Below are 21,692 nucleotides of genomic sequence, written 5' to 3'. Positions count from 1 at the left end.
CGCCCAGCGCCAGCACCCGCTGGCCGAGCCGCCGCGCCGCCGGCCGGATCGCGGCAGCCCGGCCGGAGCCGGCGCCGCGGGGCTCCGCCAGCATTGCGGCAGCCGCCTCGTACCAGGGGTGGTCATGTAATGCGGTGCGTGGCTTTCCGAAACGGTCGAAAGCAATGATGTTCTCGTCGTCGGCGGATACCAGCAGCAAGGCCGAGCTGGCATGGGACAGCTCGGCGATGTTCTGCCCTATCAACTCAAGTACGCTCACGGCTTCATCGGTTTGCAACAGCTCGCGCGCCATGGTCAACAGCGCATACAATTTTCCTGGCTCGAGCTGGGATTCGGTGTCGTGTTTCATGAATGGCCTGACTGTCACGTTCATACGCGGCGTACCGGGGGCACGGGATTCATGGGTCGCCCGCGGGCGACGGTGTAATCGCTTCCGACACGGATTGTCCGACGCTCTCACGGCGGCGCGCTTCCGGTTCGGCAATCACGCGGGCAATAACCGCGTCGGGCACGCCCATGTGGCGCATATAGCGCTGGGCTAGCGCGGCGTTGCGTACACCCAGGATGTTCAAGCCGCGTGCGACAGCGTTCGCGGTGGCTTCGTCGGTACGTCGTTGGCGCTCGTTCATGAATACGCGTCTTTCCCGACAATCAAGCGGAACGAAAGTTGCATGGAGGGACAGCCTGCCCGCCAGGCCTTTTGGCTTCCGGCCAATATACGCGCCTGGCCTGCGATCCACCAGCACTTTTGCCCGCGTTTCAAATAACGCCGGCCTGGAATGAAAAACGCCCCTGGGCAGGGGCGTTCGATGGAAAGCGCTTGCAGGCTTACGCGTAACTGCGCAAGCGCAGCGAAAACTCCTGCAGCGCCTTGATGCCCGAAGCCTCCGCACGCGTGCACCAGTCCTGCAGCTGATGCAGCAGCTGGTCGCGGGTCGAGTGCGAGCGTTCCCAGATCGCGCCCAGTTCCACGCGCATCTGGTGCATGGTTTCCAGCACCTTGCTGTGTTCGAACAGTTCGCTCAGCTGGGCCTGCTGCGGCGCCTGCAGCTTGGCCGGCTCGCGCTGCATCAGCTTGCGCGAGGTCTTCAGGAAACGCGATTCCAGCTCGGCCTTGTGCTTCAGGTGCTCGACTTCCTCGCGGAAGGCAGCCTTGACCGACTTGGCGTACTTGGCCATCACGTCGTAGCGGTTGGTGATGACGGACTGCAGCGTGTCGAGGTCGGCTTCCAGCTTGTTCTTGGCCAGCTTCGGCTTCGGAATGGTCTTCTTGACCTTGGCCAGGCCGACCATTTCCATCATGCGGATGTAGGCGTAGCCGATGTCGAACTCGTACCACTTGCTCGACAGCTTGGCCGAGGTCGCGAAGGTGTGGTGGTTGTTGTGCAGTTCCTCGCCGCCGATCAGGATGCCCCAGGGCAGCAGGTTGGTGGCGGCATCGTTGCAGTCGTAGTTGCGGTAGCCGGTGTAGTGGCCCAGGCCGTTGATGATGCCGGCCGCGGTGATCGGGATCCACAGCATCTGCACGGCCCAGATCGTGATGCCGGCCACGCCGAACATCATCACGTTAAACGGCAGCAGGATCGACACGCCCAGCCAGCTGTACTTGGTGTACAGATTGTTCTCGATCCAGTCGTTCGGGCAGCCGTGGCCGTATTTTTCCAGGGTTTCCTTGTTCTTGGTCTCCGCGCGATACAGTTCGGCGCCTTCCAGCAGCACTTTCTTGATGCCGCGGGTGACCGGGCTGTGCGGATCTTCGACGGTCTCGCACTTGGCGTGGTGCTTGCGGTGCACGGCGGCCCATTCCTTGGTCACCTGGCCAGTGGTCAGCCACAGCCAGAAGCGGAAGAAATGGCTCACGATCGGGTGCAGGTCGAGCGCCCGGTGAGCCTGGTGACGATGCAGGTAGATGGTGACGCCGGCGATCGTGATGTGGGTCACGATCAGCGTGTACACAACCATCTGCCAACCCGACAGGTCGGACAAGCCACCGTCCAGGAAGGACAGGACAGCTTCGAAGATGTTGCTCAGAAAATTCATTAACACTCCACAATGGATGGCTTGGTTCGCCGAGATGTCATACGAACCGCATGACGCAAATACGCATTTTACGCGTATCCAGTGACCTGCGGCACGTTCTGCAGCAAGGAGTTCAGGCTTAATTGTGGATCCGCGCCACAACCGATGCTATATGCGCATCAAGGAGGCGAGTATCAAGTGACGGGATGCCAAGTTTGATCTGCCCGGATTGCACCAGGTCGTAAATCTTCTTGTTGATGGCGGCCACCACACCGCCCTGCCCGTTCTCCGGATCGCCGATCCAGAAGCCCAGGTCGAGCTCGTAGCCTTCCGGCGCGAAACGGCTCAGCGATACACCCGGCGCCGGCGTTGCCAGCACCCGCGGGATGCCGACGGCCTGGGCCGCCAGCAGCGGCATCACCTCGTCGAGGTCGGAGCCGTAGGCCACCATGAGCTTGGTCGAGGCCCGCACCGCGCGCATGCTGAGCGTCTGGTTCAGCACCGGCCCCGAGATCAGCATCTCGTTCGGCAGCACGGTTTCCACGCCGTCCAGGCCCTGCAGCACCGTGTAGCGGGTGTTGATCTGGGTAACCTTGCCGGTGTATTTGTCGACCGAGATCATGTCGCCGATCGAGAGGCTGCGCTCGAGCAGGATGATGAAACCCGACACATAGTTGCTGGCGATGCGCTGCAGGCCCAGACCCAGGCCGACGCCGAGGGCGCCGCCGAACACCGACAGCACGGTGAGGTCGAGGCCGGCCTGGCTCAGGCTCAGCAGCACGGCGCCGACGATCAGCACGGCGCGGCTGACCCGCGCCAGCGCCACGCGCAGCGAACTGTGCAGGGCCTGCACGCCCATCAGGCGTTCTTCCAGCGCCGCGCCGGCCCACAGTGCCAGCATCAGCAGCACCGCGATCGAGATCACGGCTTCCAGCACGTCGCCCAGCAGCACCTTGTTGCTGGTCTTGGGGCCGTACTGCAAGGTGGTGCTGTACAGGTAATGGATGATGTCCGGCCACTTGCCGGTGATGTACAGCGCCACCGCCGCCCACACGATCAGGGCGAAGACTTTTTCGAAGGTGACGAAGGCCTCGCCCAGCTGGCCATGGCGCGCGAACACGCGCCGCAGCAGGAAGAAGGCGGCGCGGATCACCACCAGCGACCAGAACACCGGAATCGCCACCTTCACGATATTCGTGTGGAAGCGGTTCATGTCCAGCAGCCAGGCGGACAGGTAGAGCAGCCCCACCACCAGCAGCGGCGCGGCCACCCGTGCCAGGCTGGCGACGCCTTCGTGGCGCGTGATCCCGCGCGCGGTGCGGCGCCGGCGCCACCAGGCCTGCAGCAGCCCCGTGCACAGCCAGCCGATCAGGATGCTGGCCGCGACCGACCCGACCTGCCACGGCATGCCGGGCCGGCTGAGGTCATCGAGCAGATTGTCGATCAGGCTGGAGAGCTGCAACGGCGCCAAGGTGCTTACTCGTCGGCTTCGGCAGCGGCCTCATCCGCCTTGGCAGGCTTGGCGCCGGCCTTGCGCTCGAACACGGCGGCGAAGAAGCCGTCGGTGCCGTGCTTGTGCGGCAGCATTTTCAGCGTGTCGCCCATTTCCAGCGGAATGCGCTGCTCAAGCAGTACCTTGCTCATCGGCACCAGCTCGAAGTCCGGATGGCTGGCCAGGAATTGCGCGACGATGCCGTCGTTTTCCTCATCCAGCAGGCTGCAGGTCGCATAGACCAGGCGGCCGCCGAACTTCACCAGGCGCGAGGCGCCGTCGAGGATCGAGATCTGCTTCGCGGTCAGCTCGGCGATGTCTTCCGGCTGCTGGCGCCATTTCACGTCCGGATTGCGGCGCAGCGTGCCCATGCCCGAGCACGGCGCGTCGACCAGCACGCGGTCGATCTTGCCGGCCAGGCGCTTGACCTTGGCGTCGCGCTCGTGCGCGATCACCACCGGGTGCACGTTCGACAGGCCGCTGCGCGCCAGGCGCGGCTTCAGCTTGCTCAAACGCTTCTCGGAGACGTCGAAGGCATACAGGCGGCCGGAGCTGCGCATGATGGCGCCGATGGCCAGGGTCTTGCCGCCGGCACCGGCGCAGAAGTCGACCACCATCTCGCCGCGGCGCGCGCCCAGCAGCTGGGCCAGCACCTGGCTGCCCTCGTCCTGGACTTCGATCGCGCCTTCCTTGAACAGCGGCAGGTTCTGCAGCGCCGGCTTCTTGCGGATGCGCAGGCCAGTCGGCGCATACGGCGTCGGCTCGGCGATGATCGGGGCGGTCGCCAGTTCGGCGATGACTTTCTCGCGGTCGGCCTTCAGGGTGTTGACGCGCAGGTCGAGCGGCGCCGGCGTGTTCAGCACGGCGGCCAGTTGCAGGGTCTCTTCCTCGCCGTACTGGGCCACGAACTTGTCGTACAGCCAGTCCGGCAGGTTGGCGAGCTTCTTCGGCGGCAGCAGCGAACGGTCGATTTCCTTGATGCGTTCCAGGAAGGCGTTTTCATCTTCGCTCAGGCCGCCCAGCGACTCGGCGCCGACAGCGTCGGCCATGCCGAGCAGGACCAGGCGACGCATGGTGGCGCTGGCGCCGGTGCCGAAGCCGCCGAATTCGGTGAAGAAGTTCTTGTTGCGCAGGACGGAATAGACGCATTCGGCGATGGCGCCGCGCTCGCGGCCGCCCAGGCGGGGATGGTCCTTGAAGTAGCGCGACAGGGTGACGTCGGCCGGCGACGTGAAGCGCAGGATCTCGCGCAATACTTCTTCAGCATTGCCGAGGATCGCGGGTGGCAATCTCATGTAATTCCTTGAATTTTAAATACTGGTGGTCTCGGCGATGCGGACTTCGCCGTCGGCGATGCTGAGCCTGTCTTCGACGAACAGGCGCACCGCTTGCGGATAAATGATGTGTTCCTCGGCCAGCAGGCGCTGCGCCAGGCTGTCCTCCGTGTCGCCCGGCAGCACGGGGATGCGCGCCTGCAGCACGCTCGGGCCGTGGTCCAGCTCGGCGGTGACGAAATGCACGGTGGCGCCATGCTCCGCCACGCCCGCTGTCAAGGCCTGCCGGTGCGTGTGCAGTCCGGGGAACAGCGGCAGCAGCGAAGGATGGATATTCAACATGCGGCCGGCGTAGTGCTCGACGAAGCCGCCGGTCAGGATACGCATGAAGCCGGCCAGCACCACCAGGTCTGCCTGGTAGCCGTCGATGGTCTGCTGCAGGGCCGCGTCGAAGGCTTCGCGCGAAGCGTAGGCCTTGTGGTCGACCACCGCGGTCGGAATGCCGTGCGCCTGCGCGAACGCGAGACCTTGGGCGTCAGGCTTATTGCTGATCACGGCGGCGATGCGGGCCGGCCACTGCTGCGCTTCGCGCGCCCGCACGATGGCTTCCATATTGCTGCCGCGGCCAGAAATAAGGATCACGATATTTTTCATAAGCGCGCATTGTAACCCGGCGACGCTCCCGCGTCGTCCCCGACATTGCCGGAAACGTCGTCCCCGCGCAGGCGGGGACCCAAGATTGCAGGCGTTTCGTTAGCTCAAGCAGAACTTGGATCCCCGCCTTCGCGGGGACGACGTTTATATGCCGCAGGCCGTACGTTTATATGCCGCAGGCCGTACGTTTATATGCCGCCAGCCGTTCACACGCCGCGGCAATTATTCAAACGGCCGCGCCCCAACCCAACCCACCGATTGCAGCGACTGCGGCTCTTCAAACGAATAAAACACGCGGAACGGGACTTTTTTCTCGGCCCAGAATTCGGCGGCGTCGCGAAAAACGTCGAGCAGGGTTTCGCGGGCTTCCTTGTCGAATTTTTGCGTATTCGGCAATTGGTCGAGGACGGCGATGAAACCGGGCTGCGGCCCGGCTTCGGCGATCACGTTGGTGATGCAATTACGCAACGCCTCGAAATTCTTGCTGCACTGGCGGGGGAAGGTGAACTGCTCGCCGATGCGGGCGCAGACTTGCTGCTTGGTGAGGGCGTTGGCGCAATGCGCATAGAGGAAGTGATGGCCAAGGCGGCCTGCTTCCTTCTGCAGTTCCGTGGCACGATAGGCACGGATCGACTGCACAAGATTAGGCGGCACTCTCATCAACAAACTCATTTTCCCCTCAATCCTCAAGTTCCCCTCTAGTTTCCCACCGTTAAAACCCTTAGTCCCGTAAGGGTAACGTTTTGTGGTATCCAGATCAACCCGAATATGGACGCGCAAGCCATATTTGTAAGAATTGTCGGGCTCTTTCAGCCTGAATTAAGGCTTTTTACACAGATTTCCACTCTGTGACGTATCTGCATGGCTGTTACATTTTGTTGCCACGAGGATCGCCCTATCCAGTCGACTAGCGGTAACATTCACTCATGGCAGTAAGTTTCCAGCTAATTTAGAACACCAAGCACACAAGCACACCAAAACGAGGTATGAACATGAACTTCAAAGCCAAACTGATTCTTTCCGCCGTGGGCGTCTGCGCCCTGCCGCTGGCCCAGGCTGGCGACTTCGAAGATTTCGGCCAAGTCGTGCGTGTGCAGCCGCGCGTCGAGCAGATCCGCACCCCGCGCCGCGAATGCCGCACCGACTATGTGCAAGCCCCGGTCCAGCAGCAGCGCGGCCAGGGCGGCACGGTGGTCGGCGGCATCGCCGGCGCCCTGCTGGGCAGCCAGGTCGGCGGCGGCAACGGCAAGGTCGCCGCGGCGGCAGCCGGTGCGATCGCCGGTGCGATGGTCGGCGACCACGTCGAAAACGACGGCCGCGGCGGCTATGCCGGCACCCAGGAACAGGCCGTGCAGCGCTGCCGTACCGTGGAATCCGTCGAACAGCGCACCAACGGCTACGACGTGACCTACAACTACCGCGGCCAGACCTTCAACACCGTCATGAACCGCGATCCGGGCAACCGCGTCCGCCTGCGCGTGTCGGTCGAGCCGGACCAGTACCAGTAAGCCTCGGCAACAAGTTCTACCGGCGCGGCGGACCCCCTCCTCTTCCGCGTCGTCAGTGCCTCCGCAGCATCAGCCTGCTGCCCTTCCCCGGTGCGTTGCTTGCACTGGGGAAGCCTCCCCCCGATAATAGGATGTTCCCTTCAGGTCGTCCTATGCTCATCAAACGCAAATCCATCGAACTGGCCGAATCCTCGCGCCGCCCCGCTTCCGCGCCCGCCGCCGCATCGAAAACCAAATCTGCCGCGCGCAAGCCGAAATTCGCTCCCGTCACCCTGTCCGAACAGGACGGCGTGCGCTACCTGCACTTCGGCACCGAATGGGTCCAGGGCGCGATGCGCATCCGCAAACCGGACTGGCCGGAACTCGAATACGCGCAGCAGATGATGGCCTGGATGCTGTTCATCGAACAGCCGCGCGCCATCGCCCAGCTGGGCCTGGGCGCCGCTACATTGACCAAGTTCTGCTACCGCCAGTTCCCGCAAGCCCTGGTCACCGCGGTCGAGCTGAATCCGTCGGTGATCGCGATCTGCTCGTCGATGTTCAAGCTGCCCTCCGACGACGAGCACCTGCAGGTGCTGGAAATGGATGCGATGGACTTCGTGCTGGACGACGCCAACCACGATGCCTTCGACATCCTGCAGTGCGACCTCTACGACGCCACCGCACGCGGCCCGGTGCTGGACACGCCCGAGTTCTACCAGGCCTGCAACGCCTGCCTGGCCGAGGGTGGCATCATGACCGTCAACCTGTTCGGCGATCATCCGAGTTTTAAAAAGAACATCAAGGCCATGCGCTTCGCCTTCGACACCGTGATCTGCCTGCCCGAAGTCCACGAAGGCAACGTGGTCGCGCTGTGCTTCAAGAACAAGCCAGACCTCGACTCCGAGCGCCTGGCGGCCCGCGCCGCGCAGATCGTGGCCGCCACCAAGCTGCCGGCCAAGTCCTGGGTCAAGGGTCTGCAAGCAGCCCTCGCCGCCGACAAACGCTGACGCCATGAACGCCCCGACCGCCGCATCGAAGTCCACCAGGCCCAGGGCGCTCGACCTGCAGACCCTCTTTTCGTGGCTGCTGGCCGATGGCATCGTCGAGAAATCGACGGTCAAGCCGCACTTTGCGCAGGCCCAGGGCATCCTCAAGAATGCGGTGGGCTCGATGCATCCGCTCACGGCGGTCGCCCAGTGCAAGATCGTCTCCGCCAGGCCGCCGCACCGGCTGCTGACCCTGGACGTACTGAGCGAATGGTGTGCGGACAAGGTCGGCCTGCCCTTTCTCCGCATCGATCCGCTGAAGATCGATTTTACGAAGGTGGCGGACGTGATGTCGGCCAGCTATGCGGCGCGCTTCAACATCCTGCCGATCGAACTCAAGGGCGACGCCCTGGTGGTGGCGACCGCCGATCCCTTCCACACCGAGTGGCAGGACGAGATCGCCCGCATCTCGCGCCGGCGCATCGAACTGGTGCTGGCCAATCCGCTCGACATCGCCCAGTACATCTCCCAGTTCTTCAGCCTGGCCAAGTCGATCCGCGACGCCAACAAGTCGAGCGGCCAGGACCTCGCGCTGCGCAACAACTTCGAGCAACTGGTCGAACTGGGCAAGACGCACAAGCAGGTCGACGCCAACGACCAGCACATCGTCAACATCGTCGACTGGCTGTGGAGCTACGCCTTCGACCAGCGCGCCTCCGACATCCACCTCGAGCCGAAGCGCGAATCCGGCGTGATCCGCTTCCGCATCGACGGCGTGCTGCACCAGGTGTATCAGGTGCCGGCCGTGGTGATGATCGCGATGACCGCCCGCATCAAGCTGCTGGGCCGGATGGACGTCATTGAAAAGCGCCGCCCGCAGGACGGCCGCATCAAGACCAGGACCAATTCAGGTTCAAACCCCGGGCAGGAAGTCGAGCTCCGTCTATCCACGATGCCGACCGCCTTCGGCGAAAAGCTCGTCATGCGTATCTTCGACCCGGAAGTGGTCGTGAAAACCCTGCCGGAACTGGGCTTCCCGCCCGACGACGCGCGGCGCTGGGACGCGCTCACCAAGCGCCCCCACGGCATCATCCTGGTGACGGGACCGACCGGCTCGGGCAAGACCACGACCCTGTACACGACCCTGAAAGCGCTGGCCACCAGCGAAGTGAACGTCTGCACGGTCGAAGACCCGATCGAGATGGTGGAAGCGGCCTTCAACCAGATGCAGGTCCAGCCCGGCATCGACCTGTCCTTCGCCGACGGCGTGCGCGCGCTGATGCGCCAGGACCCGGACATCATCATGATCGGCGAGATCCGCGACCTGGAGACGGCCGAGATGGCGATCCAGGCGGCCCTGACCGGCCACCTGGTGCTGTCGACCCTGCATACCAACGACGCGCCCTCGAGCGTGATGCGCCTGCTGGAACTGGGCGTGCCCTGGTACCTGCTGGGCTCGACGCTGAGCGGCATCATGGCCCAGCGCCTGGTGCGCACCCTGTGCGCGCACTGCAAGAGCCCGGACGGCGAACTGAGCGACGACGTCTGGAACAGCATGGTCGGGGCCCTGGAAATCCCGAAGCCGGCCACGGTCTACCGCCCGGTCGGCTGTCCCGAGTGCCGCCAGACGGGCTTTCGCGGCCGCACCGGCATCTACGAACTGGCGACGGTGACGGAAAACTTCACCCACCTGATCCAGGAAGTGACGGACCTGGCGGCGCTGCGCCAGCAGAGCGTCGCGGACGGCATGAAACCGCTGCGCATTGCCGGTGCTTACAAGGTGGTGGAAGGGGTAACGACGGCGGAAGAGGTGTTAAAGGTCACGTCCGCACTGTCGTAGAACCGCAGATCTCGCCAACGCTTCAAAAGCCGAGTTTCAGCTTGGCGTTCACGCCATTGGCATTGGTGTCATTGCCCCATTTCTGGGACGTGTTGCCGAAGTTCTGGCTTTCCACGGTCACCGAGGCTTTGTCGTTCAGCTTGTACTGCGCGCCGAGCCTGGCGTAGGGGCCGATGTCGGTGTTCGGCTCGTTCTTGCCCAGGGCATCGGCCCCGCGGCGCTCGCTGTAGGCAATGCCCAGGTTACCGTAGGCCGACAATTTATCGGTGATCGGCGCCGTCGCCTTCACCGAGAAATAGCTGTGGAAACCTTTGGTGCCGAGGGCGCCGGTCGTATCCAGCGGATCGCGCGGGTCGATCGCGTGGAAGCCGCGGTCCTTGCGTTCGCGGTAACCCATCTCGAGCGCGAGATAGCGGTTCAGGTTGATGCCGGCGGCCAGGCGTGGGTCGCTGCGCCAGCCGTCGAACAGCCCGGTAAAGGGATGCTCACCCTCGTTGACCACATAGGCGCGCTCGAAGGGCGCAGGGATCCTGGCGAATGCCTTGGCTTCCGGCGCAGGCATGGACTGCAGCCGGGCCTGGGATGCCGGATCCGCCAGTTGCGCCTGGGCGCTGCCGCCGGCCAAGGCCGCCGCGGCCAATGCGAAACCGAACGCTTTCATGTCTTCTTCCCCCTTTTGCCTGGATCGGGAAAAGGATAACAGTTCGCTATTGCCAAAGCTGTCACGAATTGTTAGCGTCATACATACGTCGATGCGGCGGATAGTATGCCGCCGCGCGCGGGAAGTGGTCAATTGCTGGACATCCGGATGGAGACAGACATGGCTAAGTATCTCGTGGAAGCGAACTATCTCAGCAAAGGCATCAATGGCCTGATGAAGGAAGGCGGCACGCGGCGGCGCGAGGCCGTCGACGAATTGTTCGCCTCGCTCGGCGGCACAGTGGAAGCCTTCTATTACGTGTTCGGCGACAGGGACGTCATCATCATCGGCGAACTGCCCGACAACACGAGCGCCGCGGCCCTGTCGCTCAGGGTGAACGCCGCCGGCGTCACCAGCTGCAAGACCACGGTATTGCTGACGGCCCAGGAAATCGACCGGGCCGTGACCAGGACCGGCACCTACCGTCCACCCGGCCAGGACCTGCCCTATGAAGTCGCCAACTGGGAAGGCGAAGGCGGGCATCTGGCGGGCGGTTCGTGATACGGAAATCGGCCTGGCATGGCTGCGCAAACGAAAACGCCAACCCGAAGGCTGGCGTCTTGTTTTACTGCGAATTCGTGGTAGGCCGTGCTGGGCTCGAACCAGCGACCAACGGATTAAAAGTCCGCTGCTCTACCAACTGAGCTAACGACCCGAAGGCCGGCATTATAGCGGCTCGGCGGTATTTTGCTAAGCCCCTTTCGCGTCAGAGCGCCCATCTCCGGTCGGCGCTGCAACCGGGTTTTTATCAAATTCATCACTATTCGCGCATATTCATCTTCCAAGTCTTGCATGAATAGCCAAGAATACGGCCATTCCAACGATGTTCAGGAAAGGTTGTCATGAATTTTGGCGAACGACTCAAGCAGATCCGCACCGAACAAGGCCTGACCCAGCCGCAATTTGCTCAGGCGGCAGGCATCGAGCAGTCCTATCTCTCCAAGCTGGAAAACGACAAATCCGTGCCCTCGGCAGAGATGTTCGCGACCATCCTTACCGGACTGGGAATGGACGAGGCGGCATTTTTGAAGGAAGTGGACAAGGACGTGCTGGCGACGACGCTGCGGCATATCCCCGCCGTCAGCCAGTTCAGCGCCAATGCGGTGGTCGCACAGGTCAACGATACCAAGAAGTGGCTGTACGGCTCGGCGGCAGCCTGGGTGCTCGGGTTTGCGCTGATGCTGGCGGCGAACGACGGCATCTTCTTTTCGAACAGGCTCTACAAGTATGAATCGCCCGGCGTGATTCTTCCGGGCGAGGCGGAAAACATCTTCGAGAAGCACAAGGAAATCCTGCTGCTCAAGATGCAGGCCAGGATCATCAGTTACGAAGAAATGGCGAAGGCGCTGCAGGAATTCCAGTCGAGCCGGGCCAGGCCTATCACCGTGGAATCGCCGGACTACCGCGGCACCGTGTATGTCGACAAGGTGGACAAGGGCCGCCGCCGCTTCGACCTGCTCCACACGGAATATGTGCAGGCGGCAGGCAACCGCATCCTGCAATACCTCGGCGCGATCGTGTTCGTCTGCGGTTTTGCCGGGCTGTTCATCGAATGGCGGCTGCGCCGCCTGAAAAACAAGCTTCACTAAAACCAGCGTCACTCATCAAAACAGGGAGATCCAATGTCGCAGATTCGCAGCTTCTTCGCCGGCGCCACGACCATGGCCGCCGCCCTGGCCGCCATCGTGACCCTGACCGGCGCCAAGAGCCCGCTCCGTCACGAAAGCTTCGACGAGATCACCGTCGGGCGCATCAATATCGTCGAGCCCGACGGCACCAGGCGCATCGTCATCTCCAACAAGGCCCAGTTTCCCGGCGATTTCCAGCAGGGGAAGGAAGGCGCGCGTCCGGATCGCCGCTCCTTTGCCGGCATGTTGTTCATCAATGAGGAAGGCACGGAAAACGGCGGCCTGATCCAGAAGGGCAGCATCGACGCCGACGGCAGGATCTCTTCCGGGCTCTCGCTGACCTTCGACCGCTTCCGCCAGGACCAGGCGCTGCAGCTGATGAACAATGACAGCGCCACGCACCAGATGACGGGTATCAAAATCAACGATGTACCGAACTTCAGGGTAACCTCGATGTCTGACATCGAGCGCTTCGGCCAGGAGAGCGGCAAGCTGACGGAAGCGGAGCAGCGCGCTTACTGGAAAAAGCTGTCCGACGAAGGGCGGTTGAGCGAAAACCGGATCTGGCTGGGCAATACCCGCGACAGGGATTCGAGCCTGCAGCTGAAGGATGCAAAAGGGCGCACGCGCATGCTGCTGCTGGTCTCCGCGGATGGTAAAGCCGAGATCCGGATGCTGGACGAGCAGGGCAAGGTCAGCAAGTCGATCACCCCCGGTTCGAAAGACTGAATCACGATACAGAATCCAGCAAAATCCGCAAATTTTGGGTCATTTCTTATTGATCTGGGTTTTGCGGGATAGCGACCGTTTCGTGATAGCCCTCGCAAATGGCTTGAGGCTGGTGAGCATCGTCCTACACTGGGTTTACCGCTCCTGGTCAGACCAGTATCGCGGTAAACCCCGATGTTTTGCGAAGGAGCGATCATGCGCCTCTCATTGTTGGCAGTTCCTGCCACCCTGCTGCTGGCATCGAATGTCGGTGCCCAGTCCAGCAATTATCCGCCACCCGACACGTCCGCATCGATCGCCACGGTGCAGGTGACGGCCCCATTCCGCCTCAGCGATGACGAGACCGAGGCGGTTACCGGCCTTTACGCGATGTCCAACGGCTGGCGCCTGAAGGTAGGCGAAGCGGCCACCGGCATCGTGGCGCAAATCGACCGCCAGCGTCCGATCCGGATGATTGCCGTTTCGGCGGACAAGTTCGTTTCACGTGACGGCAATGTGACGATGGATTTCAATCGCGGCCAGAACCGCGACGAGATGTTGATGACCTATGTGCCGGACCAGCGTCTGGCCGTCAGGTATGTGGTCACGGCCACCCTGGCGCAACGCTGACGCCGGCACGGCAGCCGAAAAAAAAACGCCAACCCGAAGGCTGGCGTTTTCTTGAATCTTGGTAGGCCGTGCTGGGCTCGAACCAGCGACCAACGGATTAAAAGTCCGCTGCTCTACCAACTGAGCTAACGACCCGAAGAAGGCACGCATTATAGCGGGCCGTTTTGATTTACGCCAGAGTTTTTACCTTGGGGGAATCATGCGAGCTTACCTATGCGCCTCACTTCCCGTCCTGGTCGCCCTGCTGGGCGGTGCAGGCTGCGCCACTTCTACCGACTATCCTCGCCGGCCGAGCGCCCAGGAAGCCGCCGAGGCCGAAGGCCTCTACGGCCTCAGCGACGGCTACCGTGCCCACCTCTTCAGCCTCGAGGACACGCTCTACGTCCGCATCGGCGCCGGCCAGGAAAAGCCGCTGCTGCTGGTCGGGCCGGATCGCTTCGCATCCCCGGACGGTGACATCTCGATCCAGTTCCAGCCACCTCAGAGCGACGACAGCCGGAGACTCGTGGTCGAATACTACCGCGCGCCCGGCGGGCATCCGCCTCGAATGTTCTCGACGGGCCCGCTGCCGGGGCGCGGCTTCCTGGACTGAGCGCCTGAAGCGGAATCAGCGTTTCAGCTGCGACAGATCGCGCACCGCGCCGCGGTCGGCGGACGTCGTCAGCGCCGCATACGCCTGCAGCGCCTGCGACACCACGCGCTCGCGCTTGACCGGCTGCCAGGCGCCGGCACCGCGGTCTTCCATCTTCGCGCGGCGATGCGCCAGCTCTTCGGTCGACACGCGCAGGTCGATGGTGCGGTTCGGGATGTCGATGTCGATCATGTCGCCCTCTTCCACCAGGCCGATCGCGCCGCCTTCCGCCGCTTCCGGCGAGGCGTGGCCGATCACCAGGCCGGACGAGCCGCCCGAGAAGCGGCCGTCGGTGAACAGCGCGCAGGCTTTGCCGAGGCCCTTGGACTTGATGTACGAAGTCGGGTACAGCATCTCCTGCATGCCGGGGCCGCCCTTCGGGCCTTCGTAGCGGATGATGACGACGTCGCCGGCCGCCACCTGGTCGCCGAGGATGGCTTCGACGGCATCGTCCTGGCTCTCGAACACGCGCGCCTTTCCGGAGAACTTCAGGATGCTCTCGTCGACGCCGGCCGTCTTCACGATGCAGCCCTTCTCCGCGATGTTCCCGTACAGGACCGCCAGCCCGCCATCCTTCGAATACGCGTGCGCGAGGTCGCGGATGCAGCCGTTGGCGCGGTCGATGTCGTTGTCCTCGAAGCGCTCGGCCTGGGAGAACGCGACCTGGGTCGGCACGCCGCCCGGCGCTGCGCGGAACAATCGATGCACGGCGGGGTCGTCGCTGCGGCGGATGTCGTATTTCTCGATCGCCTCGCCCTGGCTCGGGCTGTGCACGGTGGAGACCGAGGTGTCGAGCAGGCCGGCGCGCGCCAGTTCGCCCAGAATGGAATAGATGCCGCCGGCGCGGTGCACGTCCTCGATGTGGTACCTGTCGGTCATCGGCGCCACCTTGCACAGGCAGGGCACCTTGCGCGAGATGCGGTCGATGTCGGCCATCGTGAATTCGACCTGCGCCTCGTGGGCCGCGGCCAGCAGGTGCAGCACGGTGTTGGTCGAGCCGCCCATCGCCACGTCCAGGGTCATCGCGTTCTCGAAGGCGGCCTTGCTGGCGATCGAGCGCGGCAGGATCGAGTAATCGTCGCCTTCATAATGGCGCTTGGCCAGGTCGACGATCAGGCGACCGGCGCGCAGGAACAGTTCCTTGCGGTCGGCGTGGGTGGCGACGATGGTGCCGTTGCCGGGCAGCGCCAGGCCCAGGGCCTCGGCCAGGCAGTTCATCGAATTGGCCGTGAACATGCCGGAGCAGGAACCGCAGGTCGGGCAGGCCGAGCGCTCGGCTTCGAGCACGTCGGCGTCCGACTGGGTCGGGTCGCCGGCCTTGATCATGGCGTCGATCAGGTCCAGCTTGATGATCTTCTGGCCGTTGTCGACGGTCTTGATGACCTTGCCGGCTTCCATCGGGCCGCCGGAGACGAACACCACCGGGATGTTCAGGCGCATCGCGGCCATCAGCATGCCCGGGGTGATCTTGTCGCAGTTCGAGATGCAGACCATGGCGTCGGCGCAGTGGGCGTTGACCATGTACTCGACCGAGTCGGCGATCAGGTCGCGCGAAGGCAGCGAGTACAGCATGCCGCCGTGGCCCATGGCGATGCCGTCGTCGACGGCGATGGTGTTGAATTCCTTCGCCACGCCACCGGCCGCCTCGATCTCGCGGGCGACCATCTGGCCGAGGTCCTTCAGGTGCACGTGGCCGGGCACGAACTGGGTGAAGGAGTTGACCACGGCAACGATCGGTTTCTCGAAGTCGCCATCCTTCATGCCGGTGGCGCGCCACAGGGCACGGGCGCCGGCCATGTTGCGGCCCTGGGTGGTGGTACGGGAACGGTAGGTCGGCATGCTGTCTCCTCGGAACGGCGATCGAATGAACGACCAGAGTGCCGCAGGTCCTGTGATTTGTCCAATACACGATTTATTGCTGTGTGATTCTTTTTTCGTATCACAGTCGAGCTAGAATCAATTTCCCACACGAAAGGTCTTGGCCTGACGCTGCCGAGCCGCTATAATGCGGGCCGTCGGGTCGTTAGCTCAGTTGGTAGAGCAGCGGACTTTTAATCCGTTGGTCGCTGGTTCGAGCCCAGCACGGCCTACCACGAACAAGCAGTAGCAGATCAGCCAGCTTTCGAGCTGGCTTTTTTGTTTTCAGCCGTTCCAGGCCCCACGCCCATGCCCCAGACCATCCACACCCCCGTCCACCACGAGCTCATCATCAAGAAGAGCCGCTTCATCGCCTGCGTCCAGCCGATGCCGGACCGCGCCGGCGCGCAAAAAGTGGTGGCGGCCCTGCGCGCGGAACACCCGGGCGCCGCCCACGTGTGCTGGGCGCTGCTGGCCGGCGGACAGTCGGCCGCGGTCGACGACGGCGAGCCGAGCGGCACCGCCGGACGCCCGATGCTGGACGTGCTGCGCCACCAGGACCTCGACGGCGTGCTGGCCACCGTGGTGCGCTACTTCGGCGGCGTCAAGCTGGGCGCCGGCGGACTGGTGCGCGCCTATACCGACAGCGTTGCCCAGGCCCTGCTGAAGGCGGACAAGATCGCCATCATCCGCCAGCGCCTGCTGCACTGCGCCGTGCCCTACCCGCTCGAGGGACTGGTGCGGCGCGAACTGGAGCTGGCCGGGGCGACCCTCGAGCAGGTCGAGCATGCGGACCAGGTCGGGTTCGCGTTCCGGATGCCGGTGGACAAGGCCGATCCGCTGATCGCCCGCCTGAACGAAGCGGGCAGCGGACGCGTTGCCTGGATCGACGAAGCGCCGGCAGCCCCCCGTTGATATCGCTATCATGCCCGGCTATACCGGTCATCACCACTCGAAAGCGGACTCTCCCACTGTGTAGCGCGATAATGGCCGGTTCCTCAGCGTTCCGCCTGCCGCTTATTTTGCGTGGCAGGCTGTCATTACAAAGCGAAAACACGTGATCAAGAAGAGCCTGGCCCCACTGGCCCTCGGCGGTTTCGGCATCGGCATGACGGAATTCGTCATGATGGGCATCCTGCCCGACGTCGCCACCGGCCTGAATATTTCGATTCCCCAAGCGGGTTACCTGATTTCGGCCTATGCCGTCGGCGTCGTCGTCGGTGCGCCGACCCTGGTCAGCATGCTCGGCCATCGTCCGCCACGCGGCGTGCTGGTCTGGTTCATGCTGATGTTCGCGGCCTTCAATGCGCTGTCGGCCTTCGCGCCCAACTTCCACACGATGATGCTGTTCCGCTTCCTGGCGGGCCTGCCGCATGGCGCCTTCTTCGGCGTCGGCGCCGTGGTCGCCACGCGCCTGGCGGACAAGGGCAAGGAAGCGGCGGCGCTGGCCAGCATGTTTTCCGGCCTGACGATCGCCAACGTGGTCGGCGTGCCGGCCGGCACCTGGCTGGGCCATCACATGAGCTGGCGCATCGTGTTCCTGATCGTCGCCCTGATCGGCCTGGCCACCGCCTTCATGACGCAAAAAATCATCCCCTACTTCGAGGGCAGCCGGCGCGCCGGCCTGGCCCAGGACCTGCGCATCTTCCGCAACCCGAAGCTGTGGCTGGCGCTGGGCATCACCTCGATCGGCACCGGCGGCCTGTTCGCCTGGCTCAGCTACATCGCGCCGCTGCTCACCGAGGTCACCCGCTTCCACGCCGACATGATTCCCATGATCATGATCGTGGTCGGGGTCGGCATGACGGCGGGCGTCCACTTTGGCGGCAGGCTGGCCGACCGCGTGCATCCCCTGCGCGCGATCCAGATCCTGCTGGCATCGATGATCGTGCTGCTGCTGCTGAACGCCGTGCTGGCGTCTTCGCAAGCGGCGATGGTGGTGCTGGCCTTCCTGGTCGGTGCGAATGCGCTGGCGCTGGGACCGTCGATCCAGATGCTGCTGATCGAGCACTCGCGCGAAGCCGAGATGCTGGGCTCCTCGTTGGGCCAGTCCGGCTTCAATATCGGCAATGCCCTGGGCGCCTTCCTCGGCGGCATTCCGCTGACCCTGGGCTTCTCCTATGCCTCGCCGCAGTGGGTGGCGGCCGGCCTGGCCGGCGCCGGCCTGGTGCTGGCGTGCGCGATGCTCGCCCACGGGCGCCGCGCGGTGCGCGCCCTGGCCTGATCCTCTTTCAGGCCTGGCGGCGGCGTACCAGCGCGGCGGCCGCCAGGCCGGCCAGCAGCAGCGCCACGCTGCCCGGTTCCGGCACGTCGGCGGACGGGGTCTTGACCGGCGGCTGGCCCGGAACATCGACCGGATTGTCGACCGGCAGCTTGATGCCGCCGCCGGGCTGGGTGGTGCCGGGATTCTTGCCACCCATGGTGAAGGCGGCCACCTCGACCGGCGTAAAGTAATGGTTGGCGTTGATCTGCACCGTCGAGGCCCAGGTGTCGACGACCACGTTGCCGTTGACCTGGCCCCAGTTCTCGCTCACCGTCGCATAAGGCGCCAGCACGCTGCCGATCACGCCCTTCACGTTCAGGCTGCTGGCTTCGTAGAAGTTGAACAGCACGTTGTAGTTCCCCAGCGGCGTGAAGCTGATGCCGCCGTTATTGAAGGTGCCGGCCGAACCGCTGACGTTGAAGATCAGGGTCTGGCCCGGCGTCAGGTTCTCCAGGGTCCAGCTGCTCGAAGTCGCGAACATCGAGGCCGGCACATTGAACACGTCCACGCTGCCCGCGCCGCTGCCCTTCACCCTCACCCCGCTCCACAAGGCGCTCACGCTGCCGGTCGGGTCGAGCTGGGCCAGCGAGGCCGCGAGCGTCTTGTAGTAAGCCTCGGCCCCGGCGAAATCGACGGGACTGGTCGCGGTCGTGCTCACGGCCGGCGCCGAGGTGAGCGAGGTCGTCCCGCCCGCATACACCACGCCATTGTTGATCGAGCCATTGCTCAGCTTCAGCTTGCCGCCCGCGGCCACCGCGATGTCCCTGGCGCCGAAGGCATCCTTGTTCTTCGCGTTGACCGAGTAATTCTGCAGGGTCACGTTGCCGCCGGCGACGATGGCGCCCTCGACGTCGCTCGAATAGGCCGAGAAGTCGTGGATGGCATAGACGTTGGCGCCGCCGATCGGCGCCGTCAGGTTGATCACGCCGGCGTGGGCATGGCTGGCGCAGACGGCTGAACAGAGGATGGCGAGGCGGCGCAGGACAAACATGAAATTTCCAATTAGAAATTGATGATTCTCAAGAGTATCATCAATTCCATCAATTTACACGAAAACTTCACATAATCCTGCGAGCCCGGCTCAAACTATGCGCCCAGCATGGCCGCCGTCGAGGCGATCCGCGCGAACTCGCCGTTCAGGCTGGCCAGCGCCGTGGCATGCATCGCCTCGGCCGTGTAGTGGCGGCCGTCCGGACCGGTGCGCTCGTGGGTGGCGCAGGCATCCCCGACCACGATGGTGTTGAAGCCCAGGTTGCCGGCCATGCGCGCCGTGGTCGACACGCAGTGGTCGGTGGTGAGACCGCACAGCACCACGGTATCGATGCCGCCCTCGCGCAGCCGCCGTTCCAGGTCGGTGCCGATGAAGCCGCTGTTGACCGACTTCGTGACGACGGGTTCGCCATCCAGCGGCCGCGCCTGGGCTTTGAAGGCGAAGCCGGGCGTGTCGGCGCGGAAGGCGCCGTTCGGGCTCGCCGAGGCGTGGCGCACGTGGATCACCGGGCGGCGCGCGACGCGCCAGGTGGCCAGCAGCGCGGCGATATTTTCCTCGGCAGCCGGGTTGTTGCGCTGGCCCCAGCGCGGATCGAGGAAGCCTTGCTGGACGTCGATCACGATCAGGGCGGCGTTGGCGGGTAATTGCATGCGGTCTCTCCTTGTGAAAACCGCATGCTCGCGCCGCCGCCCGGCATGCGCTACCGAAATCCCGGATAATCGACGCTCCAGACATGAAGGATTTCGATGGCTCTCAAGCTCAGCCAATTGCGGATGTTCGTCGCGGTCGCCGACCACGGCAGTTTCAGCGCGGCCGCCGCCGAACTGGCCTGCACCCAGTCGCGCATCAGCCATGCGATCGCCGAACTCGAAAAGGAACTGGCGCTGCGCCTGTTCGACCGCGCCCACGGCGGCTCGACGCCCACCGCCGCCGGCCTGCGGGTACTGGAGAAGGCCAGGCAGATGCTGCAGCTCGAACAAGGCCTGCGCGCCAGCGCCAGGGAGACGCAAACCCTGTCCGGACAGGTGCGGGTGGCCTGCTTCCGCAGTTTCGGCACCCACCTGCTGCCCTATGCGGCCGAGGTCCTGTCCGCCGTCCACCCGGGCATCGCCCTCGACATCGACGACGGCCACGCCGACCGCGAAGCCCTGCTCGCCGCCCTGCGCGCAGGACGCGCCGACATCGCCATCGCCCAGCTGCCGCTGGCGCGCGGCCTCGCTTCCCTGCCCTATCTGCACGACGACTACGTGCTGGTGCTGCCCGCCGCGCACCCCCTGTCGGAACCCTTGTCCTGGAACCAGCTCGACGGCCTGTCCTTCATCCAGCTCGCCTGCGCTGGCGCGGACGAGGTGTTGGAACGCTGCCGCGCCACCGGCCTGGACGCCCGCCCCGGACGCCGGCTGGCGAACGACACCAGCATCGCCGCCATGGTCGCGCGCGGGATGGGTTATTCGATCATGCCGCGGCTGGCGGTGTTTCCGGAACCGGAAGGCGTGCGCCTGCTGGCGCTGCCGATCCCGGCCCGGCGCAGCTTCGCACTGGCCGGCGGCGCCGCGGCGATGCGGCGCCCGGAAGTGGCGGCGGTAGTGAAGATCCTGCGCGGCAGGAAGATGGTGGCGGCGACGAAGGCCTGGCAGGCGGGCGTACTGGCCTGGGACTGATCAGACCAGCACGGCCTGGCCCATCGAATCGCTGAGCTCGGCGGCTTCCTCGATGATCGTGCGCAGGGTGGCCTCGTCGACCAGGTAGTCGAGCGCGCTTTCGCTATGGTCCGGCAGCGGCGGCGCCGCGGCGCCCAGCGGCGACGGCACCCTGGCGTACAGGTTGCCCAGCAACAGGGTGTCGAGCAGCGAGCTCGGCGGCATGTTCAGCCAGCAGCCGCGCAGCTCGAAGATGGCGTCGGCCACCGGTTCCGGCAGCGCCAGGCGGCGCGCCACTTCGCGCGTGACCACGTCTTCGCACAATTCGCCCCAGCGCTCCTCGTCGTCGTCGAGCAGACCGGGGAATTCATCGGCGCGCGACAGCAGGTAGAAGGCGCCGATCTCGTGGACGATGCCGGCGAACATGGCGGTATCCGGATTCACGAAGGTGACGCGGCGCGCGAACACCTGGGCCAGCGCGGCCACCTGCACCGTGTGCTCCCACAGCTGTTCGGCCTTGGCGCGCAGGGCCGGATCCTGGATGCGGCTGCCGAACTGGCGCACCGCCAGGCTGGCCACCAGCATCTGCAGGTTGCGGTAGCCGACCCGGGTGACGGCCGCGCGCACATTGGTGACCGGCGGCTTGCCGGCATTGAAGGTCGAGGAATTCGCCAGCGCCACCGTGCGCGCCGCCAGCTGAGGCTCGCTTAGCACCAACCGGATCGCTTCCTCGAGGTGGCAATCGGGATCGTTCAGCGCCTGCTGCAGGCGCAGCACGGCGTTGACGCTGGTGGGGAATGATATGTCACCGCGCGCCGCCTGGGCCGCAATGTATCCGAAGGCTTCGATTCTGTTCACGGCGGCGATTATACCTTGCAGACTTTAGCCG

22 protein-coding genes, 3 tRNA genes and 1 pseudogene are annotated in these 21,692 nt (G+C 64.4%); 12 read left to right on the top strand and 14 right to left on the bottom strand.

Annotated features, from left to right (window positions below; translation table 11 throughout):
- The 7 genes and pseudogenes from AB4Z32_RS25450 to AB4Z32_RS25420 all read right to left on the bottom strand — a co-directional run.
- Nucleotides 1-349: pseudogene (locus AB4Z32_RS25450) on the bottom strand (GGDEF domain-containing protein); the annotation flags it as partial.
- Nucleotides 350-398: 49 nt separating this feature from the next.
- The gene (locus tag AB4Z32_RS25445; protein ID WP_442124648.1) at nt 399-629 is read right to left on the bottom strand and encodes a hypothetical protein; all 231 of its coding nucleotides are present in this window, start codon (nt 627-629) and stop codon (nt 399-401) included.
- Nucleotides 630-828: 199 nt separating this feature from the next.
- Nucleotides 829-2,040, bottom strand: coding sequence for a DesA family fatty acid desaturase (locus AB4Z32_RS25440; RefSeq protein WP_442124647.1), 1,212 nt, complete (start codon nt 2,038-2,040; stop codon nt 829-831).
- Nucleotides 2,041-2,158: 118 nt separating this feature from the next.
- Entirely contained in the window at nt 2,159-3,490 is a 1,332-nt protein-coding gene (locus AB4Z32_RS25435) for a mechanosensitive ion channel family protein (protein ID WP_442124646.1), read from the bottom strand.
- 5 nt (nt 3,491-3,495) lie between these two features.
- Complete coding sequence (locus AB4Z32_RS25430) at nt 3,496-4,806, bottom strand: RsmB/NOP family class I SAM-dependent RNA methyltransferase (RefSeq protein WP_442124645.1); 1,311 nt, start codon at nt 4,804-4,806, stop codon at nt 3,496-3,498.
- A gap of 15 nt (nt 4,807-4,821) precedes the next feature.
- Nucleotides 4,822-5,439, bottom strand: a complete 618-nt coding sequence (gene purN / locus AB4Z32_RS25425; protein ID WP_442124644.1) for a phosphoribosylglycinamide formyltransferase — start codon at nt 5,437-5,439, stop codon at nt 4,822-4,824.
- A gap of 222 nt (nt 5,440-5,661) precedes the next feature.
- Complete coding sequence (locus AB4Z32_RS25420; RefSeq protein WP_442124643.1) at nt 5,662-6,111, bottom strand: barstar family protein; 450 nt, start codon at nt 6,109-6,111, stop codon at nt 5,662-5,664.
- Nucleotides 6,112-6,431: 320 nt separating this feature from the next.
- Between AB4Z32_RS25420 and AB4Z32_RS25415 the strand changes: the two genes are divergently transcribed.
- From AB4Z32_RS25415 to AB4Z32_RS25405, 3 genes are all read left to right on the top strand, one after another.
- Nucleotides 6,432-6,947, top strand: a complete 516-nt coding sequence (locus AB4Z32_RS25415; RefSeq protein WP_442124642.1) for a glycine zipper 2TM domain-containing protein — start codon at nt 6,432-6,434, stop codon at nt 6,945-6,947.
- A 152-nt stretch (nt 6,948-7,099) separates the two neighbouring features.
- On the top strand, nt 7,100-7,936 hold the full coding sequence (locus AB4Z32_RS25410) for a spermidine synthase (protein ID WP_442124641.1): 837 nt from the start codon (nt 7,100-7,102) through the stop codon (nt 7,934-7,936).
- A 4-nt stretch (nt 7,937-7,940) separates the two neighbouring features.
- The gene (locus AB4Z32_RS25405) at nt 7,941-9,755 is read left to right on the top strand and encodes a GspE/PulE family protein (protein ID WP_442124640.1); all 1,815 of its coding nucleotides are present in this window, start codon (nt 7,941-7,943) and stop codon (nt 9,753-9,755) included.
- 22 nt (nt 9,756-9,777) lie between these two features.
- On the opposite strand, the gene AB4Z32_RS25400 is transcribed toward AB4Z32_RS25405, so the two are convergent.
- The gene (locus AB4Z32_RS25400) at nt 9,778-10,416 is read right to left on the bottom strand and encodes an outer membrane beta-barrel protein (RefSeq protein ID WP_442124639.1); all 639 of its coding nucleotides are present in this window, start codon (nt 10,414-10,416) and stop codon (nt 9,778-9,780) included.
- Between the two features lie 159 nt (nt 10,417-10,575).
- Here AB4Z32_RS25400 and AB4Z32_RS25395 point away from each other — a divergent pair, with 159 nt between their 5' ends.
- Complete coding sequence (locus AB4Z32_RS25395; protein ID WP_442124638.1) at nt 10,576-10,956, top strand: GYD domain-containing protein; 381 nt, start codon at nt 10,576-10,578, stop codon at nt 10,954-10,956.
- A gap of 78 nt (nt 10,957-11,034) precedes the next feature.
- Here the strand turns inward: AB4Z32_RS25395 and AB4Z32_RS25390 are convergent.
- Nucleotides 11,035-11,110 (bottom strand) — tRNA-Lys (locus AB4Z32_RS25390).
- A gap of 187 nt (nt 11,111-11,297) precedes the next feature.
- On the opposite strand from AB4Z32_RS25390, the gene AB4Z32_RS25385 reads away from it, so the two are divergent.
- The 3 genes from AB4Z32_RS25385 to AB4Z32_RS25375 all read left to right on the top strand — a co-directional run bounded on the left by AB4Z32_RS25385 (nt 11,298) and on the right by AB4Z32_RS25375 (nt 13,421).
- Nucleotides 11,298-12,044: a helix-turn-helix domain-containing protein gene (locus AB4Z32_RS25385; RefSeq protein ID WP_442124637.1), complete on the top strand. Its 747-nt coding sequence runs from the start codon at nt 11,298-11,300 to the stop codon at nt 12,042-12,044.
- A 33-nt stretch (nt 12,045-12,077) separates the two neighbouring features.
- On the top strand, nt 12,078-12,812 hold the full coding sequence (locus AB4Z32_RS25380) for a hypothetical protein (RefSeq protein WP_442124636.1): 735 nt from the start codon (nt 12,078-12,080) through the stop codon (nt 12,810-12,812).
- 195 nt (nt 12,813-13,007) lie between these two features.
- Complete coding sequence (locus AB4Z32_RS25375; RefSeq protein WP_442124635.1) at nt 13,008-13,421, top strand: hypothetical protein; 414 nt, start codon at nt 13,008-13,010, stop codon at nt 13,419-13,421.
- Between the two features lie 59 nt (nt 13,422-13,480).
- On the opposite strand, the gene AB4Z32_RS25370 is transcribed toward AB4Z32_RS25375, so the two are convergent.
- Nucleotides 13,481-13,556, bottom strand: a tRNA-Lys gene (locus tag AB4Z32_RS25370).
- A 64-nt stretch (nt 13,557-13,620) separates the two neighbouring features.
- On the opposite strand from AB4Z32_RS25370, the gene AB4Z32_RS25365 reads away from it, so the two are divergent.
- Nucleotides 13,621-14,013 (top strand): hypothetical protein, encoded by a 393-nt coding sequence (locus tag AB4Z32_RS25365; protein ID WP_442124634.1) that lies wholly within the window; start codon nt 13,621-13,623, stop codon nt 14,011-14,013.
- A 15-nt stretch (nt 14,014-14,028) separates the two neighbouring features.
- On the opposite strand, the gene ilvD is transcribed toward AB4Z32_RS25365, so the two are convergent.
- Entirely contained in the window at nt 14,029-15,891 is a 1,863-nt protein-coding gene (gene ilvD / locus AB4Z32_RS25360; protein WP_442124633.1) for a dihydroxy-acid dehydratase, read from the bottom strand.
- Between the two features lie 178 nt (nt 15,892-16,069).
- Between ilvD and AB4Z32_RS25355 the strand changes: the two genes are divergently transcribed.
- The 3 genes from AB4Z32_RS25355 to AB4Z32_RS25345 all read left to right on the top strand — a co-directional run bounded on the left by AB4Z32_RS25355 (nt 16,070) and on the right by AB4Z32_RS25345 (nt 18,133).
- A tRNA-Lys gene (locus AB4Z32_RS25355) sits at nt 16,070-16,145 on the top strand.
- Between the two features lie 73 nt (nt 16,146-16,218).
- Nucleotides 16,219-16,824 (top strand): IMPACT family protein, encoded by a 606-nt coding sequence (locus AB4Z32_RS25350; RefSeq protein WP_442124632.1) that lies wholly within the window; start codon nt 16,219-16,221, stop codon nt 16,822-16,824.
- Nucleotides 16,825-16,966: 142 nt separating this feature from the next.
- Nucleotides 16,967-18,133, top strand: coding sequence for an MFS transporter (locus AB4Z32_RS25345; RefSeq protein WP_442124631.1), 1,167 nt, complete (start codon nt 16,967-16,969; stop codon nt 18,131-18,133).
- Between the two features lie 7 nt (nt 18,134-18,140).
- On the opposite strand, the gene AB4Z32_RS25340 is transcribed toward AB4Z32_RS25345, so the two are convergent.
- Nucleotides 18,141-19,163, bottom strand: coding sequence for a choice-of-anchor A family protein (locus AB4Z32_RS25340; protein ID WP_442124630.1), 1,023 nt, complete (start codon nt 19,161-19,163; stop codon nt 18,141-18,143).
- Nucleotides 19,164-19,258: 95 nt separating this feature from the next.
- On the bottom strand, nt 19,259-19,813 hold the full coding sequence (locus tag AB4Z32_RS25335) for a cysteine hydrolase family protein (protein WP_442124629.1): 555 nt from the start codon (nt 19,811-19,813) through the stop codon (nt 19,259-19,261).
- A gap of 96 nt (nt 19,814-19,909) precedes the next feature.
- Here AB4Z32_RS25335 and AB4Z32_RS25330 point away from each other — a divergent pair, with 96 nt between their 5' ends.
- Nucleotides 19,910-20,824, top strand: coding sequence for a LysR family transcriptional regulator (locus tag AB4Z32_RS25330; protein ID WP_442124628.1), 915 nt, complete (start codon nt 19,910-19,912; stop codon nt 20,822-20,824).
- Here the strand turns inward: AB4Z32_RS25330 and AB4Z32_RS25325 are convergent, their stop codons facing one another.
- Nucleotides 20,825-21,661: an HDOD domain-containing protein gene (locus AB4Z32_RS25325; protein WP_442124627.1), complete on the bottom strand. Its 837-nt coding sequence runs from the start codon at nt 21,659-21,661 to the stop codon at nt 20,825-20,827.
- Nucleotides 21,662-21,692 lie beyond the last annotated feature (31 nt).

It is taken from the genome of Massilia sp. 2TAF26 (assembly GCF_052115005.1).
Taxonomy (GTDB): domain Bacteria; phylum Pseudomonadota; class Gammaproteobacteria; order Burkholderiales; family Burkholderiaceae_D; genus Telluria.
This window is presented reverse-complemented; position numbering and strand designations above follow the sequence as displayed.